We start from the raw sequence: 18,095 nt of genomic DNA on the forward strand, positions 1-18,095 counted from the left end.
AGACTGAAAAAATACCACGGAGGTAGATGGTAAATGACGTGTAATGCACGCTTGATGCCGATTACATCAAGCGCTTTTTGACGGCGGTATCTTTGTAAAAATCTCACCTTGTTAAGAATAGAATAGCAAGTGCGCCATCGTTCGTGATATAATCGGAAGCGTGAATAGCGCATGGAAAAGATTTGAGGCAAGTGATTTCAGCGACGCTGAAGCTAAAACGACAGCGCGATAAAAGAAAATAGGGTACCCTAAGGGGACTAAATTAGACAGGTGGTTGATATCAGCTGACGGGAAAGGTTGTGAGGCAGACTGTGATGACTAAAAAGAGAACAACAGCAGCTATGATTATGATTGCTATCATTGTTGGATTGATCTTATGGACGAGTGGCATATTCTTTATCGTCGATCGACAGACTTCGCCCAATGGCAGGATAACGGTAACCGTGTACAGTCAAAATATGACGGCGCTTTTCCCGAAGAACAATGGCTTCACCATTAAGACAAGCGGTGATTTTAAGGGCACGAAGATTTATTTAGACGGTTCTGCATTTGAAAACATGTGGTGGTCTCCGGATAGCCGTTATCAAGTGATTACCACTTTCAATCATGATAATAGACTCTTGGAGTTAAGAGATTATAAAAACAATAACAATACAAACTTAAATGCGGTCATTAATATGAGCATGTCATCACTTGATACGTTTACAGATTTTATGACAGCGCCAGAACACTGGGAGACGCTGCAATTTGAATTTATTAAGTGGCAAGAACTACAGGGAACGATGACGGTTGCTTTCAAATTTAAAGATTTGACAGATCAGCTGCAAAAGGGAACGTTGGATTACAACTGTGAAACAGGTGCTATCTCAGAAATTGTATTTCAGTGACAGCGATAAAGTAAATGTGCATAAAGACAATGCCGATGTCAGCTTAAATTGATATGATGCTTGACGAGTGAGGCAATATGGATCGGTATGAGATCAAATTTGGAAAGATAATCCAAAGTTAAGGGATACCAACTATAAACTAGCGCGGAAAGCGCGTCGTATGGAGGAAAAAATGGCTGAACTATTAGCACCGGCGGGGAATATGGAAGCTCTAATTGCTGCGATTTCCAATGGGTGTGATGCAATTTATCTGGGTATGCAAAAATTTGGTGCACGTGCGTACTCATCAAATTTTGATATGGATTCCCTGAAAGAGGCAATTCAATATGCACATTTGAGAAATGTTAAAATCTATGTAACGATGAATACCGTCGTTTTCGAAAATGAAGTTGAAGAGATGCAGCGACAAATGGATGCGTTAAATGAAATCGGCGTCGACGGCATTATCGTTCAGGATCTCGCCGCTTTTGATTATGTCGTTAAAAACTTTCTCGATATGGAAGCACATTGTTCAACGCAAATGGGCATTGACGACTTAGACGGTACATTGTTGTTAAAAGAGCTTGGTGCCAAACGCGTGGTCATCTCTCGCGAAGTTGAGATTGAAAAGATTAAAGCGATTCGAAAAAGCGCGAATATCCCAGTGGAAGTATTTGTTCACGGTGCTTTATGTGTGTCCTATTCAGGCAATTGCCTCATGTCGGGATTAATCGGTTATCGAAGCGGGAACCGCGGTAGATGTGTCGGCTCATGTCGAAAAGCTTATGAACTCGTTGATACGACCACGGGTACGACGCTTGCGAAAAATTATATGCTGTCAATGAAGGATTTAAACACCATTGACTTTATTGATGAATTAAGAGAAATGGATTCCTTAAAAATAGAAGGCCGGATGAAAGAACCTGCGTACGTTGCAAATGTCGTGTCGCGTTATCGCATGGCCTTAGACGGCAATATAACTGAAGAAGAAAAAGACAACTTAAGCAAAACTTTTAACAGAACCTATACAAAGGGTTATTTGTTTCATGAAGATAAAAAAGAGATTACAAACATTCAAAGACCCAATAACTTCGGCTATGAGATCGGATTTATCAGCAGGATATTTAGAGATAAGTATGAGATAACACTGTCGCGTCCGCTGAATCAAAACGATATTATCAGAATAAGTCATAATGATGAGGATGTTAATTTAACCGCTGTGAAATTGTATGACAAAGACGATAATTTAATCAACAGAGCAGAAGATGTCTGTTATATTAAGCTTAAAGAGAAATTGGCCAGAGGCGATCGCGTTTATATTTCGAAAGATCATCAATATTATAAAACACTTGATTCAATGATGATAAAAGAATTTAAGCGTTTTGATTTGGATATTCGCGTACGCGCTTACCCGGATTCTAAACTGGCGATTGAGGCTGATGGATTAGGTTTTCACTATGCTTATGAAAGCGATGAATTAGTCAGTGAAGCCATTAATAATCCGACGACAAAAGAGCAGGTCATTAAGCAATTTTCGAGGCTAAATGACACAATCTTTGAATTGAATCGCGTTGATTTTGAAGGCAGCAATGCATTTGTGCCTGCTAAAATGCTGAATGCAGCAAGAAGAGCGATTGTTCAGGAACTATATGACTTAAAGCTTGCCAGCAAAGAAAAAAGAACCAAAACGTTGCAGGCAAATGATAAAATCAGTTTTGCCCCTAAAGCGCCCTATCTTACTGCTTCTGTCATGACAAAGGAACAATATGATGCGTGTGTAAGTTGCGGCATTAAGACGGTCTATTTTGAAAATATCGTGCGGAGAAACCAAAACACTTATCAAGAAAAAGAAGGTGAATTGCTCATAGGCGGCTATGGCGGCATTTATCACTACAGAGCAACCAATCCGTTTGTCACAGATTATTCCATGAATGTCGTCAATGCGACAAGCTGTTATGAACTCTATAAGTTAGGTGCAAAGCGCATCACGCTTTCTTATGAACTCAACAAGAGCCAAATTGAGGACTTGAGACGTGTTTATCATGAAGCCAATGACGGTGATCCGTCACTTGAAATGATCGTCTACGGCAGAGCGCCATTGATGTTTACCAAGTACTGTCCGCTAAAAAAAATGGATCAGTGCGGCAACTGCAAAACAAAACAGTATGTGCTGAAAGACGAGCACGGTTCGTTCCCAATTATTTCACACGAAGACTGTACGACGACGATTCTCAATGGGAAAACGCTGAATCTATTGGATGAGCTTCAAAACATTGACGGCATTGAGGCGTTTAGGCTGAATTTCACGATCGAATCAAAAGATGAAGTCGTGAAGACGATCAACAAGGCGATGGGTAAATTAAATGGGAGCATCAATCGACCTGTCTTCGATCAGGATACGGATACGAGAGGGCATTTTAATAAAGAGATTTTGTAAAATGTATCATTCAAAGGTCAATCTGTTTATGACAATATGCATATCTTTTGCAAGACGGAATTCCAATATATTGTGGCGATGTATGAACTCAAGGCTATAATGCCGGTTTTTTAAGGAAGTGTTAAAGTTCCAAGTGATGAAAAGTACTTGGAACTTTTTTTACGCGAAAGAACGCTTGTTCTACTTGCCGTTCTAAGATATACTTTTAAATGGATGTACAACCGGATTGAATTTTTAACAAATTTAGCAAAACGTTTGCAAATAAGGTGGCAATACGATGAAGATTGACCGACTCGTTGGCATTATCATTACCCTATTACAGAAAGATAAAGTAACTGCACCAGAACTGGCAGAAAAGTTTGAGGTCTCCAGACGCACCATCAACAGGGATATTGAAGATCTTTGCAAGGCCGGTATCCCCGTGATGACGGCGCAAGGGATGTATGGCGGCATCTCGATTTTTGAGGGCTATAAGATTGATCGAACCGTTTTTAACGAGAGGGAACTCGGCGCCATCTTGACGGGACTTATGAGTCTTGACAGCGTTGCCCAAGATTCTAAGTATCAAAAAACCATTGATAAATTTGGCCTAGAGAAGCATGGCATTGCCGCTGCAAGTCATATACTGATTGATCTGTCTTCACATTACAAGAACAGTCTTGCACCTAAAATAGAAACGATCCAAGCGGCAATTGAGGCGCGCTTTGAGATCGCCTTTACTTATTACAATCATGCCGGTGAACGCGTCGTTACGCTGGACCCGTATCTGATCGTCTTTCAGTGGTCAAGCTGGTATGTGCTTGGGGTTGATCATGCATCCAATGATTTTAAGCTCTATAAACTAAATAGGCTTTGGCAACTGGCATGTACGGACAGGCAATATGCCGTTAAAGTAATCCCTCAGGATAAACTGGCATTTCATCGTTATTTTACAGATGAGATTAATGCAGTCATTATTTTTGAAGAAAGTGTTAAACACAGACTGGTTGAATCATATGGACCCGACAGTTTTACAGCAGATGAAAATCATAAACTGCGATTTGAATGTTCCTTTACCAATGAAGCATATCTGATAGAATGGGTACTCAGTTTTGGGGATCAGGCGGTGTTACTGGAACCTCCGGCGATTCGTGAAGCGATCAAAACAAAACTGCAAAAAATGATGACAGTTTATACAGAAACATGACATAGAGGTGTCGTGTTCGCTATGATATACTCACCCTAAAAAGGAGGTATACGATATGATCGAATCGAGATGCGGGCTGTTGTGCAGTGAGTGCAGCTATCGGGAACCAATGAATTGCAGCGGCTGTACGGTGATGACGAAACCCTTTTGGGGCAATGCATGTGCAGTTAAAACTTGCTGCGAGGGTAAAAATCTGAATCATTGCGGCGAGTGCAGTGCGTTCCCTTGTGAGTTGCTGCATCAATTTGCTTATGACAAAGAACAGGGAGATGACGGCAAACGGATAGAACAATGTAAATGCTGGATGATGGTTGACTGATGGTATGACGATATAAAAGGCGATGAACGCGTTCAACGACTTCAGCTAATGATGCCAATAATTGAACCAATGACGCCAATACTAAAACAATGAAAAAGAAATTTGTTAACAGCATAATGGAGGCCTGTATGAAATATATTAGTACATTGATCGTGGTAAAAGATATTGAAAAAGCAAAGGCATTCTATCAGGAAGTATTGGGATTAGAGATTATTTCTGATTTTGGTGCGAACGTTACACTGACAGGCGGCGTTGCACTGCAAACACTGGATACTTGGCAAACCTTTATCCACAAAGAAGAGTCCGCCATTACGTTTGGCAGCAATGCAGCCGAAATTTACTTTGAAGAAGACCATTTAGATGATTTTATTGAGCGATTAAATGCGATGGATCATATTGATTACGTACACCCGCTCATCGAACATGCATGGGGTCAAAGAGTGGTTCGTTTTTATGACTTGGATCATCATATGATTGAAGTAGGTGAGAACATGCTGTTTGTCATAAAGCGGTTTATAAATACAGGATTGTCAATTGAAGAAACCGCAAGCCGAATGGATGTCCCCGTAGATTATATTACTAAAATGCTGGGAACTGAAATAAAATAATCATCGTTGGCACCATGAAAAATCGATATAACGATTAAGCTTTGAAAGATGTTGTTTTCTCATTTGAGTAAATTGCATCTTTCAAATTTTAATCCTTTCATATAATTAGGGACGATTCTTATCATGCGAAAATTCAACCTATTGCCGTGAAGGATTAACGAAAGGTAATTTTGCCGTTTTCTTATTTAAAAATAAAGGCATAATTTAGCAAATGAAGGCATAAAGTAATGATCAGCACATTTAGAAAGGAAGTCGTAAAATGAAAAAATGGTTTACAATTGATCAAATCGACACGACAACACACATTATTAGCGAATACCGCCATTGGGAGGAAACACATTGTTATTTGATAGAAGGCAGTGAGCGGTGTTTGTTGATTGATACGGGGCTTGGTATCTGCAATATCTCTGAAGAAGTGAAAAAATTGACAGATAAGCCTGTCATAGCCGTGGCGACACATATCCATTGGGACCACATAGGCGGGCATGCATACTATCCGAACTTTTACGCACATGCAGCGGAATTGAATTGGCTAAACGGTGAATTCCCGTTATCAATGGAGACCATCAGAGAGATGGTCGTCGATCGCTGTGATCTACCGGAAGGCTATGATGTCAGTCAATATCAGTTTTTTCAGGGGACGCCTACGCGCATTCTAAATGATGGCGACACCATTGATTTAGGGGACCGAGTGGTGACAGCCATACATACACCGGGACATTCCCCAGGGCATCTTTGCTTTTGGGAATCGGTGCGAGCATATTTATTTTCAGGTGATCTCGTCTATAAAGATACGCTGTTTGCGTATTATCCCTCGACCGATCCTCAGGCATACCTCATATCACTTGAGAAGATTGCCGCATTGCCTGTGAAAAAAGTGTTTCCGGCGCATCACAGCTTGGATGTTCAGTCGGAGCTCCTGATTGAAATGCGTGATGCCTTTCGACAGTTGGAAGCAGAGGGCAAGCTGCATCACGGCAGCGGCGTTTTTGATTATGGGGATTGGGCTGTCTGGCTTTGATTGTATTGAATAGCTAATAAAGAAATGGCATCAGTACCTCAAATAAATAATCTGGTTAATGAAGCAGAAGCACCGTAGGCAGACGCGCATGTACGGTGCTTTTGAAGTTGAGCACGCTTTTCGATGGTTGGGTTCACCCATTTAAAAGAACGATTCTTTTTAAATCACAATTTTTACGCTATGATAGAGATAAGATTTGTTTTCAAATGGGCAATGTTTTAGAGGCGTTTATCAGGGTGCTTTATAGTAATTGCCCATTTGAATATTACATCAGATCATCACATCAGGATGTTACATCAGAAAATCGCATAAGGAGATCACATTGGAATTTAATGAAAAACTACAGCAACTGAGAAAAGAGAAAAATCTTACACAAGAGGCGTTGGCGCAACGTCTCTTTGTCTCAAGAGCAACGATATCAAAATGGGAATCGGGACGTGGTTATCCAAGTATTGATTCGTTAAAAGCCATATCACAACTATTTGATATCTCAATAGATGACTTGCTGTCAAATGAAGAACTTATCAGATTTGCAGAGGAAGATAAGAAGGAAAATATGATTTCATTGAGATACCTGCTCTATGGCATCTTGGATGTGATGAGTGTTATTTTTGTTTTTATCCCTCTATTTGGTCAAAAAAAAGGCGATATTATTCAGTCGGTTTCTCTGTTGAAATTAGAGTGGACAGAACCTTATATGCGTATTGCCTATTTCACAGTGATTGGCATCGGGGTATTGTATGGCGCCATAGAGCTAGCGCTGCAAAAATATCAAAATGAATTGTGGAAACGATACAGCGCCATCCTATCACTGGGCATCACCATTACGGCAACTGTGTTATTTATCATAAGTCGACAGCCTTATATGGCTTTTTTTATGTTTTGGATTGTGATTTTAAAGGGCGTTTTTTATCTGAAACACCAATGATACGGAACGTAGCATCTTGAAAAAAGAGGATGAGACAAAGCGTATCGCTGATGTAAAATAACGTTTCTTATCTATTCAAAGCCTTCGTGCTAAGGTTTTAATCGGATGTAAGATCCGAATAAAATCGTGGAGGCATTTGATGAAAAAGAAAAATGTTAGCCTAATCGTATCAGCAGTATTATGGCTTATTTTTGCAGGCTTTACTATTTTAGTCATGCATTATGATGTGAAACCAATAGGTCCAAATCAGTCTCGTGTCGGCTTTGCCGCTTTTAATCAATTTGTATTTGAGAAAACGGGGATCAATTTTTTATGGTATGAATTGACCGAATGGCTGGGGATTGTTGTGCTTTTAACAGCAGGTGGATTCGGTATTGTAGGTGTCGTGCAATGGATTCAAAGAAAAAGTATTTTGAAAGTAGACCGGGCTGTTTTGGCAATGGGCATTTACGATGTGATCGTTGTTGCGATGTACATTAGTTTTGAGAAATACGTTGTCAACTATCGTCCTATTTTGCTGGATGGAAAACTGGAAGCCTCATTTCCATCATCACATGTGATGGTTGCATTTAGTATTTTAGGCGCGGCCATTGTTTATTTTCAAAAACGGGCTAAAAATAATTTCGTGTTATGGGGCTTTACTTTTTTTGCAGGCAGCGTTATTGCTTTAATGGTTGCGGGAAGGCTTATATCAGGTGTTCACTGGTTTACAGATATTGTGGGAGGCGTACTGCTGGGAGCGGCGCTGGTATCATTGTATAGATTTTTAATGCAATGGATGATGCGGCAATTGAAGTAAAATGGTGAGCGCTGATCACAGACAATAAAATGACATAAGATAGATGGATGTGATTGACAAAAAAAGAGACACACTATATAATTGAATTCGAATTCAATATAAAGCCGTGATCGATTCAATATCGTGATAGGGTCATGGTCGTTGTAAAGCAGATGAATAAATCTGATTTGGTAACAGGTTTCATTTTTAATATTTAATATTTAACAAAAAAAGATGAAACCGTATTTTTTTGTTTTAATATTGAATAATAGTTCAATATTAAAGTGACACGATAAGTGATGTTCTTTTTATGATGAGGAGGAAAAGAAAATGAAAAAAATGATCTTGGCAGTTTTATGTATTTTGCTTGCAGCTTCTTTGATAGGTTGCGGTAAATCACAAGCAGAAACGGCACAAGCAGAAACGGCACAAGCAGAGACGGTGCAAGCAGAGACGGAAAAACCGGAAGCAACGAGTGCCGAAATACCTTCTGATGAAGCAAGAACCATAACTGATCTGGGGGGGAATGTCATAAAGCTTCCACCTGCGTCAGCAATCAATCGCGTCGTGGTGATGAATCCGCCATCCATTTCAATGCTGTTGAGTATATTGCCGGATACTAAAAAGATCATCGGTGCAAATGCCAATGCATTTGAAAGGGCAAATCCTGAAATCCTGGAAAAGATGTTTCCAGAATGGCAAAATGTTGAAACGGGCTTTATGATTGATGGTTTTGTAGCCAATACTGAAGAAATTTTGAAATTAGAACCGGATCTCGTCTTTTATTATGGCAATATGCAAAAACCGGGCATTGAAAACTTAGGCATCCCAATCGTCGATATGATGATTAAAGGTGAAAATAATCCAGAAAAAGTATCCGTTGCATGGGACAATTTAATGCGGGAAATTTTTGAAGTAGAAGCATCGACGACATTGGCAAAAGAATGGGAAATGTCCAATGACAAAGCGCAGAAGGCTCTAAGTACATATGAGGGGGAAGCGAAAAGTGCAATCTACCTTTTAAGTAATATGGGTGGTGTGATTACTGTATTCGGCAGTGGCACTTATGCAGATACGTGGTTTGAAAAGGGTGGTTTAGTGAATGCTGCATCGGATGTGAAAGGGCAATCAGAAGTGAGTATGGAGCAAATGCACGAATGGGATCCCGATTATATTTTTGTGTTTAAAGGAACACCGGCATCTGTAATGCTTGCTAACCAGGTGAAGGGACAAGACTGGTCGCTGTTGAGTGCCTATGAGCACGAAGCGATTTTTGATATACCGCAAACAATATTTTCATGGGGCGCACCATGCTCAGATTCGCCGCTTATGCCGCTTTGGCTGATTAGTAAAAGTCATCCTGATTTATTAGATGAGGACGAATTCTCTAAGTTGTTCAAAGCGTACTATGAAAGAGTCTATGATATCGAACTCGACGACGAATTCATACAAAGTATTTTAAATGGGCGTGAGGAGACTAAATAGAAATGATTCTGGCAAAAAAAGATATCAAAAGCATGGATGGGCAAAAAAGAATAGCGAATAAATTATTGGCACTATTTGGGCTGTTGATTGTTGTGATGATTCTATCACTATTCTTAGGGCGCTATAGCATTAGACCCGACGAGGTAGTACGGCTTTTCAAGGGAAGAATGCTGTTAGAGTCATATTCAGATCTCAAGGTCGCAGAACATATCATATTTGATGTGCGATTACCGCGTGTGCTGATAGCAGCACTTGTGGGCGCCGGACTTTCGATTGTAGGTGCTTCACTACAGGGGATTTTTCAAAATCCCCTTGTAAGCCCTGACATACTTGGTGTGAGCTCAGGCGCGGGCTTCGGTGCTGCACTGGGCATACTGCTTACATCTGGTGCGGGGCTGATTACCGCAGGGTTGTCTTTTTTCTTTGGTCTGCTTAGTGTTTTACTGACGCTATCGCTCGTGCGTGTAAAAGAACATTCGCAGACGATGTCCTATATTCTGGCGGGTATTATTGTTACTTCAGTATTCACGGCATTGACGTCACTCATCAAGTATGTTGCAGACACAGAAGATCAGCTGCCATCCATTATATTTTGGCTAATGGGCAGCTTTGCCAATAAAAATTTTGATGATTTGCAATTGATAATCGCACCTATTTTGATCGGAATATTAGGATTGACGGCGTTGCGTTGGCGGCTAAATATTCTTTCATTAGGTGATGAGGAAGCCTTTTCATTAGGCATAAACCCAAAACGGATTCGAATAGCCGCTATTTTATTTAGTACCGTTATTACGGCAGCATGTGTAATGGCATCCGGTATCATAGGCTGGGTAGGATTGGTGATACCGCATATTTGCCGTCAGCTGTTCGGCGTTGAACACGATACGCTGCTGCCGACTTCATCTTTGTTGGGAGCGAGTTTCATGGTTATTGTGGATTGCGCAGCCAGAAACTTGACCTCTGCTGAAATTCCCATTGGGATTTTAACGGCATTGATCGGTGCGCCGTTTTTCGCATTAATCTATAGTCGCATGAAAGGAGAAGTGTAATGCTGCAGGTAAAAGGGGGCAGTTTTGGATATACCCCAGAGAAAGCGATATTGAATAACATCACGTTTACCTTAAAGGAGAGAGAGATCTTAGCGGTAATGGGACCAAATGGTGTTGGGAAGACAACGCTGCTGAAATGTTTAATGGGTATTCTAAAATGGCAGTCGGGACATTCCAAACTTGATGGGAAAGATAGCAGCGAAGCGAGAATCAAGATCGGATATGTGCCGCAGGCACATCAATTTTCTTTTCCTTATTCTGTGCTGGATATGGTGGTTTTCGGCCGGGCGAAGTATATGTCTGTCTTTGCCACTCCAGGCAAAGAGGATTATAGGATTGCCAAAGAAGCCTTAGAAGAAGTTGGTATTCTGCATCTCAGTGACAAATCCTGCAATCGATTGAGTGGCGGGCAGCTTCAAATGGTATTGATTGCACGCGCTTTAGCAGGAGAGCCTCGTCTACTGATATTAGATGAACCTGAATCTCACTTGGATTTTTATAACCAGCTGACAATTCTCGAGATCATTAAACGCCTGACCAAAGAAAAAAAGATTGCATGTGTCATGAATACGCATTATCCAAATCATGCCATTAAGGTTGCAGACCAAGTGCTGCTTTTAAATGATTGTAAGTCTGTTTTTGGAAAGCCGATTGAAGTACTGACTCAGGAAAATGTTAGAGCCTATTTTGGAGTGGATTCAGCGATTGTCCGTACACGTATTCTAGGAAAAGAGATTAGCACTTTTGTGATACTGAATCAGTCTTTAAGTGAAAATGAACCGGGAGGGGCACGTATTGAACACAAAATCGTTTGCTAAGAAAATGAAAGAAAAAAATAAGGGTGCCAATCGCTATATGTTTATAAGTGTACTCCCGGGGATTGCGACGACATTTTTATCCGTTTGGCTGATGAGTTTGTTTATGCAGGGGGCTGCAACGCGGCAGAATATTAGTTTGGCGGTGATCGGCATTTGCTTCATGCAGTTTGCAAAGGCGTTTTTTTATGCTATCGGCATATGGCATGCGCATCATGCGGCCTATCAGTCTCTTACAGATATTCGTTTGGAGATGATAGCACATTTAAAACAGCTCCCCATAAGTTTTTTCCAAAAACGGAGCGTTGGTGATCTCACTAAAATTATTAGCCACGATGTAGAGCAAATAGAGGTTTACCTTGCCCATGCACAGCCGGAAATGATGATTACAAAGCTGGTTCCCGTCTTAGCGGTGATCGGTTTGACCGCCGTAGACTGGCGGTTGGCCTTGGTGTTGGTTTTGCCTTTCCCGCTAATGGTTGTTTTTCGAAAAATCACTGGCAGACTATGGGGAAAAACCTTTAAACGGTATGCACAGAGTACTAAGGAAATGTCGGAAGACTTGACCGAGTATATTTCAGGCATGCCGACGATAAAGGCATTTGCCACCGACGAACAAAAAACGGAGACGATCCTTTTAAGGATTAATACCTATATAGACTGGATGAAAAAAATCATGCACACCATTTCAATTCCGACGAGCCTTACGCGTATGCTGTTGGAGATTGGCATTGTGCTGGTGGTGCTGGTCGGGGTAATGCTCATGAATACTGGCGAGCTTTCTACAACACGGTTTATCTTAGCCATCATACTTGCGGGAATGTTTCCCAGCGCACTGATTAAGCTGATGACTTTCAACCATACGGAAATTGTACTGGGCAGATCACTGGACAGTATTGCCTCGATCATGGGTGAAGCGCCTAAAAAGGCGTATGCATATAATGGGAATATAACGCCGGGCGCTGTAAAGATGCGGAATGTGAGTTTTAGTTATGATGGCAGTCATACAGTGTTGCAGGCTATTAATCTTGTATTTGAAAAGAATACGGTCAATGCCATTGTGGGACTATCCGGTTCGGGGAAATCGACGATTGCCAATCTTATAATGGGGTTTTGGCCAGTAACCGAGGGGCATGTAACCATTGGCGATCATGATATAAACAAGCTGAATGAAAAGGATATTTCAAAGCTGGTTTCAATCGTTCAGCAAGATGTCTTTATGTACAATGCGAGTATCGCTGAAAATATTCGTATCGGGCGTTCAAATGCAAGTATGGAAGACGTAATCTCGGTGGCGAAAAAGGCTCAGATCCATGACATGATCAGTCAGATGCCCAATGGATACGATACACTTGTTGGTGAAGCCGGTGCAAAACTCTCCGGTGGAGAAAAGCAGCGTATTGCCATTGCACGCATAATGTTGAAAAATGCGCCTATTATCATTCTTGATGAAGCGACCGCGGCGATTGATGCCTATAATGAAAAACTGATTCAAGAAGCGATTCATAATCTTTGCAAGCAGAAAACGCTGATCGTGATTGCGCATCATTTGAATACCATTGCGAATGCCGATCAGATTGTGGTGATGGATCGAGGCCGCGTTGCGGCTACTGGCAAACATAATGACTTATTGGAGAACTGCTCGATTTATTCCGAAATGGTTCATGCCCAGAATGAAGTTGACCATTGGGAAATCAGAGAAACAAAGGGGGTCATGGCATGATTAAGCAAATGCTGAATGTTTTGACAGTCAAGGGCAAAGCGATGATTGCCGCGGCAACGCTTGCATTTACAATGAGTGGACTTTTAAGCACCTATTTAATGTATGTCATTGTGAATGTCATTAATCAGGGACATATTGATCGCTCACGAAGTGAAATGACGGTATTGTGCATGCTCTTGTTCGCCATTCTTTTATTGAAAGCCGGCTTAGTCATTGCGGCTGATATGACGAAACACTTTGCGGGATTTGCGGTTGTAGCAAAGGTGCGGGAAAGCATTATACGAAAACTCAAGCGTTTCTCGCTTGCATTCTACAGCAAGGAACGTTTAGGTGAAATCAGTACCATTATTCATAAAGATGTCGATCGTTTGGAAAGTTTAGTGGGTCATTTTTTCTCAGTGATGTTTAGTGATATCATCATTGCACTGATCCTTGGTGTTTGGCTTTTTACGCAGAGCCTTGCATTGGGCCTTGCGATGATTGCCCTGTTGCCCATAGCAGTGCTGATGCTTGTCCTTGGGTTAAAGAGAAGCCTTTTATTGCAAAAGCAAACCAATGATGATTTAGTCGACATGGCAAGTCTTTTTATCGAGTACGTGAGAAGTATTCCGCTCATAAAGGCATTTTCAGAAAATGTTGATTTTGAGGAAAAGCTTCAAAACAGCATTCGGAAATTCGGTACGAGTGCTAAAAAGCAATCCAAGGCCGTTGCCATTTATGTGGGAAGCTTTTCGATTTTTTTTGAACTCGCCTATGCCGTGATGATGATTGCGGGTGCGGTGATGCTCTATTATGATATGTTAGCCATAAAAACGTTCTTGATATTTATCATTTTTAGCCATGAGTTTTATAAACCCATTGGCAAGATTGAAAAGTATTGGATCAACTTTCTGCAAGTAAAAGACAGTTATCAAAGAGTTTCCAAAATACTGGAAGCGCCCGAAATGTCTCAAATACAAGTGCCTCAAAAAGCAGGTACATTTGAGATTGCCTATGAAAAGGTAAATTTTGCTTATGCCAGCAACGAATTTGCACTGAAAGATGTCAGCTTTGAACTGCCGCAAGGGAGCATAACGGCATTGGTGGGGCCATCGGGTTCAGGTAAAACGACAGTTGCAAACTTGCTGCTCCGATTTTGGGATAACGAAAGCGGTGCGATTAAAATCGGCGGTGTGGATATTCGAGAAATGGATTATGATGACCTGTTATCAAATATCAGTATTGTCATGCAGCAGGTTGTGATTTTTGCTGACAGTATTTACGAGAATATAAAACTCGGAAATCGAAATGCAACGAGAGCTCAAGTGATGGCAGCCGCTAAAAAAGCGCAGATTCATGATTTTATTGTCGGATTGCCAAATGGTTATGACACAATTGTTGGTGAAAACGGCGTGGGATTGTCTGGTGGGCAAAGGCAGCGTATTTCGATTGCACGTGCTTTTGTCAAAAATGCCCCCATTGTCGTACTTGATGAAATGACCAGTAATGTTGATCCGGTGAATGAAGTTAAAATCCAAAGAGCGCTTAGCACGCTGGCAAAAGGCAGAACGGTGATGGTGATTGCGCACCATCTCCATACGATTAGATCGGCAGATAAAATTCTGGTGTTTAATGCAGGTGAGCTTGTTGAGCAAGGGACACATGAATCACTGCTAAAAAGAGAGGGACTTTACAGGCAGCTTTGGCAAGTTCAAGCGTCTGCAAAGGAATGGGAATTTAGCATGTAATTGATAATGATAATCATTGACAATGATCTTAACGATTACTATAATAGAGATGCTAGTGCTAATTTAAAAAATAACAAACGGTAAAGGAGCGTGATGAGAGGCAGCGTAAATGTTTAAATGATGCCGTTAATTGGATAGTGCTAAATTTGATTGTAATGGTAGTAGCGCCTATGCGAAAATAGCGCCTTAAAGACTAAAAGTTTTGAGGGTGTCCAGAAAAGTGAAGAAAAATACATAGGTGCAGGATTCGTTGAAAATGATGTGGAGGGGAAAAATGACTTCAAGATTACATGTAAAAGATCTCATAAACGTTGGGATATTCGCAGCAGTGTATATTATTGTGATGATGGCTGTTGTTACGGCATTGGGGATGGTGCCGCTGCTCTATGCGATTGCGCCAGTTTTTGTAGCCTTAATATGTGCAACGATTTATATGCTGTTCGTAATGCGTGCACCCAAGACGGGGGCTGTCTTTGTGATGTCGGTGCTGATGGCTTTTGTGTTTATGGGAGCGAGCTACTATGCTTCAATATGGGTGCTGATTGTGGGCGTTGTCACAGAAGTGATATTACTGAATGGAGGATATCAATCGCTGAAAAGAGTGAAACTCAGCTACTTGATTTATAGTTTGACAACAGTTGGCCCTTACTTTGGTGTCGTGTTGATGAAAGATGTCTATTTTGCCAAAACGGAAGCGTATTATGGTGCGGAATACGCCGATGCACTGGCGCGTTTTTTACCGCCGTGGATATTGCTCCCTTTAATGGGTGGAACGATTGTAGCCGCCTTCTTTGGCGCTTTGCTCGGTGAGCGCATACTCAAAAAACATTTTAGAAAAGCGGGCATCGTATAATGGAAAATTTCAATTTCGGCTATACCAATAGCCCTTATTTATGGATGGATCCGAGAAGTAAAGCTTTACTTTTTTTAGCAGCTAATTTTGCCTTGTGGGGGGGAACGAACTATTTTGCGAGCAATCTTTTTTTCGTTTTTATTGTTCTCCTACTCATAAATGGCAAACAAACGCGGATGGCGATGACGGCTTTCGTTATTTATTTTGCATTTTTAGCGATTGATGTTGTGTTGATATCTAAATTATCTGGAACGGTAAGCATTCTTTTATTGACGATATTTCGCGTTACCAGGCTTTACATGCCAGTTATTTGCGCGGCGATTCTCTTGATTCGCACGACCACTGTCAGTGAGTTCGTCGCCGCGTTTAAAAGAATGGGATTGTCGGATAAGATCATTATTCCCTTTAGCGTGATGTTTCGGTTCTTTCCGACCTTAGGGGAAGAATGGCGGAATATACGCAATGCAATGCGGTTTAGAGGCATACGATTTGACTGGCAATCCATCATGTTGTCACCGATAAAAACATTGGAGTATGTCATTGTTCCCCTGCTTATGTCGACCGTTAAAATATCCGGCGACCTTTCAGCGGCATCAATTTCCAGAGGATTGGGCGGGCCTAAAGAAAGGACATGCTTTAAGCAAATACGATTTGGGATCTTAGATTATGGTGTGGTGATCCTATCGTCGATCTTTATGATTTTTACAATACTGGACGGCATGTAGTAATTGCTTAATGTATTTCTTTGAAGAAAGGGGGAACAATGATTAAATTTATCAATGCCAGTTTTATGTATGAAGAAATAAGCGAAGTCGGCGAAAAAGAATACCGAGCGGCCACGGGCATTAAAAATATCAATCTCCATATAAAAGAGGGCGAGTGTCTTGTTCTGTGTGGTGTCAGCGGATGTGGCAAAACGAGCTTAAGCAGGATGATTAACGGACTGATTCCTCATTTTTACCATGGCAGTTTGGAAGGTGAAGTGCTGTCGAAAGAGGTGAATATGTCCCAACAGGCCATTGCAAAAACCGCAGAAAAGGTTGGCTCGGTCTTCCAAAACCCAAGGACGCAGTTTTTTAATGTCGATACGACCAGTGAGCTGGCCTTTGGCTGTGAGAATCTCGGCGTGGCGGTTAATGAAATTGGCTCGAGAATAGAAGAAGCTGTCGAAAAGCTGAATTTGAAACATTTAATGGATCGGAGTATTTTCGAATTGTCCGGCGGCGAGAAACAAAGGATTGCCTGCGGTTCCGTTTATGCCACTCATCCGGATGTATTTGTTATGGATGAGCCTTCATCAAGCCTTGATAAAAGTTCTATTATTCAGTTGAAAGGCGTCATTGAAACGCTTAAAAAAATGGGTAAAACAGTCATTATTGCTGAGCATCGCCTTCATTACCTGAGAGATGTGGCGGATCGTTTTGTGTATATGCAAGAAGGAGAAATTAAGTCTGTATACGACAGAGAGGATTTTCTAAAACTCAGTCTTGACGCATTAACGTCAAAAGGATTGAGGACACTTGACTTAAATTCTTTGAAAGCGCTGCCGGTTATTCATCACGAAAGAAAACCGAGCATCTGTATAAAGCATTTATCATTCAGTCGAGGCAAAAGAGAAATATTAAATATCGAATCACTGGCACTGTTTCAGCATGAAATAGTTGCCTTAATCGGTGATAACGGTGCCGGAAAGACGACTTTGGCGCATTGTCTCTGTGGTCTTGAAAAGTTCAAAGGTATGATAGAGATTGACGGAAAAGTTCAAAAAAATAAAGAATTGACGGCCAGAAGTTTTATGGTTATGCAAGATGTTAATACGCAATTGTTTACGGAAAGCGTAGCGGAAGAATTGCTCTTAAATATTGAAAAGCCCGATAAAGAAAAAGTTGACAAACTGCTGAAGGCATTAAATCTAGAGGCACACAGAGAAAGGCATCCCATGGCGCTCTCAGGCGGTCAAAAGCAGCGCGTCGCCATTGCAAGTGCGATGATGGCCGGAAAGGACATACTCATTTATGATGAACCAACCAGTGGTCTAGATTGGGATAATATGAACCGAATGAGCGAATTGATACGGGATACTGAGAAAAACACATTGTGTACGATGATTATCACACACGATCCAGAACTGATCTTTAAGACTTGTGATCGCGTAATTCATCTCAAAGATGGCCAAGTGTTTGATTCATATCCAGTAGATGCTGAAGGCGTCGAGAAAATTAAAAAGTATTTTATAGAGTGATTTTAACGGCATGAGCCAGTTAAAGGTGTTTATAGAGCGTTTTTTGAATGCGCCAATT

16 protein-coding genes are annotated in these 18,095 nt (G+C 41.1%); all 16 read left to right on the forward strand.

The features are described from left to right. Positions 1–314 precede the first annotated feature (314 nt). Positions 315–887, forward strand: a complete 573-nt coding sequence (locus tag KHM83_RS14785; protein WP_213237811.1) for a hypothetical protein — start codon at positions 315–317, stop codon at positions 885–887. A 172-nt stretch (positions 888–1,059) separates the two neighbouring features. Further along, on the forward strand, positions 1,060–3,303 hold the full coding sequence (locus tag KHM83_RS14790) for a U32 family peptidase (RefSeq protein ID WP_246543129.1): 2,244 nt from the start codon (positions 1,060–1,062) through the stop codon (positions 3,301–3,303). A 277-nt stretch (positions 3,304–3,580) separates the two neighbouring features. After that, positions 3,581–4,489: a helix-turn-helix transcriptional regulator gene (locus KHM83_RS14795; RefSeq protein ID WP_213237813.1), complete on the forward strand. Its 909-nt coding sequence runs from the start codon at positions 3,581–3,583 to the stop codon at positions 4,487–4,489. 55 nt (positions 4,490–4,544) lie between these two features. After that, the gene (locus KHM83_RS14800; RefSeq protein ID WP_213237814.1) at positions 4,545–4,808 is read left to right on the forward strand and encodes a DUF3795 domain-containing protein; all 264 of its coding nucleotides are present in this window, start codon (positions 4,545–4,547) and stop codon (positions 4,806–4,808) included. A 128-nt stretch (positions 4,809–4,936) separates the two neighbouring features. Then, entirely contained in the window at positions 4,937–5,416 is a 480-nt protein-coding gene (locus KHM83_RS14805; protein ID WP_213237815.1) for a VOC family protein, read from the forward strand. 259 nt (positions 5,417–5,675) lie between these two features. Continuing rightward, positions 5,676–6,437, forward strand: a complete 762-nt coding sequence (locus KHM83_RS14810; RefSeq protein ID WP_213237816.1) for an MBL fold metallo-hydrolase — start codon at positions 5,676–5,678, stop codon at positions 6,435–6,437. Positions 6,438–6,759: 322 nt separating this feature from the next. Beyond that, positions 6,760–7,365: a helix-turn-helix domain-containing protein gene (locus KHM83_RS14815; RefSeq protein WP_213237817.1), complete on the forward strand. Its 606-nt coding sequence runs from the start codon at positions 6,760–6,762 to the stop codon at positions 7,363–7,365. A 139-nt stretch (positions 7,366–7,504) separates the two neighbouring features. Beyond that, positions 7,505–8,164: a phosphatase PAP2 family protein gene (locus KHM83_RS14820; RefSeq protein WP_213237818.1), complete on the forward strand. Its 660-nt coding sequence runs from the start codon at positions 7,505–7,507 to the stop codon at positions 8,162–8,164. 309 nt (positions 8,165–8,473) lie between these two features. Next, complete coding sequence (locus KHM83_RS14825; protein WP_213237819.1) at positions 8,474–9,628, forward strand: ABC transporter substrate-binding protein; 1,155 nt, start codon at positions 8,474–8,476, stop codon at positions 9,626–9,628. 2 nt (positions 9,629–9,630) lie between these two features. Continuing rightward, positions 9,631–10,677: a FecCD family ABC transporter permease gene (locus KHM83_RS14830; protein WP_246543130.1), complete on the forward strand. Its 1,047-nt coding sequence runs from the start codon at positions 9,631–9,633 to the stop codon at positions 10,675–10,677. Continuing rightward, a complete protein-coding gene (locus tag KHM83_RS14835; RefSeq protein WP_213237820.1) occupies positions 10,677–11,495 on the forward strand; it encodes an ABC transporter ATP-binding protein in 819 nt (272 codons plus the stop codon). The genes KHM83_RS14830 and KHM83_RS14835 overlap by 1 nt, the downstream gene beginning before the upstream one ends. Continuing rightward, complete coding sequence (locus KHM83_RS14840) at positions 11,473–13,215, forward strand: ABC transporter ATP-binding protein (RefSeq protein WP_213237821.1); 1,743 nt, start codon at positions 11,473–11,475, stop codon at positions 13,213–13,215. Before KHM83_RS14835 ends, KHM83_RS14840 begins: the two co-directional genes overlap by 23 nt. Further along, positions 13,212–14,942 (forward strand): ABC transporter ATP-binding protein, encoded by a 1,731-nt coding sequence (locus KHM83_RS14845; protein ID WP_213237822.1) that lies wholly within the window; start codon positions 13,212–13,214, stop codon positions 14,940–14,942. Before KHM83_RS14840 ends, KHM83_RS14845 begins: the two co-directional genes overlap by 4 nt. Positions 14,943–15,216: 274 nt before the next feature. Then, positions 15,217–15,795 (forward strand): MptD family putative ECF transporter S component, encoded by a 579-nt coding sequence (locus tag KHM83_RS14850; RefSeq protein WP_213237823.1) that lies wholly within the window; start codon positions 15,217–15,219, stop codon positions 15,793–15,795. After that, positions 15,795–16,520, forward strand: coding sequence for an energy-coupling factor transporter transmembrane component T (locus KHM83_RS14855; protein WP_213237824.1), 726 nt, complete (start codon positions 15,795–15,797; stop codon positions 16,518–16,520). The genes KHM83_RS14850 and KHM83_RS14855 overlap by 1 nt, the downstream gene beginning before the upstream one ends. A gap of 38 nt (positions 16,521–16,558) precedes the next feature. Further along, entirely contained in the window at positions 16,559–18,037 is a 1,479-nt protein-coding gene (locus tag KHM83_RS14860) for an ABC transporter ATP-binding protein (protein ID WP_213237825.1), read from the forward strand. The last annotated feature ends 58 nt before the right edge of the window (positions 18,038–18,095 follow it).

The sequence above is a fragment of the Fusibacter paucivorans genome, from assembly GCF_018390735.1.
Lineage (GTDB): Bacteria > Bacillota > Clostridia > Peptostreptococcales > Acidaminobacteraceae > Fusibacter > Fusibacter paucivorans.

Bases quoted from the DNA above. Each gene is read 5' to 3' on its own strand.
- KHM83_RS14785 (WP_213237811.1), top strand. From the start codon at position 315: ATGACTAAAAAGAGAACAACAGCAGCTATGATTATGATTGCTATCATT.
- KHM83_RS14790 (WP_246543129.1), top strand. From the start codon at position 1,060: ATGGCTGAACTATTAGCACCGGCGGGGAATATGGAAGCTCTAATTGCT.
- KHM83_RS14795 (WP_213237813.1), top strand. From the start codon at position 3,581: ATGAAGATTGACCGACTCGTTGGCATTATCATTACCCTATTACAGAAA.
- KHM83_RS14800 (WP_213237814.1), top strand. From the start codon at position 4,545: ATGATCGAATCGAGATGCGGGCTGTTGTGCAGTGAGTGCAGCTATCGG.
- KHM83_RS14805 (WP_213237815.1), top strand. From the start codon at position 4,937: ATGAAATATATTAGTACATTGATCGTGGTAAAAGATATTGAAAAAGCA.
- KHM83_RS14810 (WP_213237816.1), top strand. From the start codon at position 5,676: ATGAAAAAATGGTTTACAATTGATCAAATCGACACGACAACACACATT.
- KHM83_RS14820 (WP_213237818.1), top strand. From the start codon at position 7,505: ATGAAAAAGAAAAATGTTAGCCTAATCGTATCAGCAGTATTATGGCTT.
- KHM83_RS14825 (WP_213237819.1), top strand. From the start codon at position 8,474: ATGAAAAAAATGATCTTGGCAGTTTTATGTATTTTGCTTGCAGCTTCT.
- KHM83_RS14830 (WP_246543130.1), top strand. From the start codon at position 9,631: ATGATTCTGGCAAAAAAAGATATCAAAAGCATGGATGGGCAAAAAAGA.
- KHM83_RS14835 (WP_213237820.1), top strand. From the start codon at position 10,677: ATGCTGCAGGTAAAAGGGGGCAGTTTTGGATATACCCCAGAGAAAGCG.
- KHM83_RS14845 (WP_213237822.1), top strand. From the start codon at position 13,212: ATGATTAAGCAAATGCTGAATGTTTTGACAGTCAAGGGCAAAGCGATG.
- KHM83_RS14850 (WP_213237823.1), top strand. From the start codon at position 15,217: ATGACTTCAAGATTACATGTAAAAGATCTCATAAACGTTGGGATATTC.
- KHM83_RS14855 (WP_213237824.1), top strand. From the start codon at position 15,795: ATGGAAAATTTCAATTTCGGCTATACCAATAGCCCTTATTTATGGATG.
- KHM83_RS14860 (WP_213237825.1), top strand. From the start codon at position 16,559: ATGATTAAATTTATCAATGCCAGTTTTATGTATGAAGAAATAAGCGAA.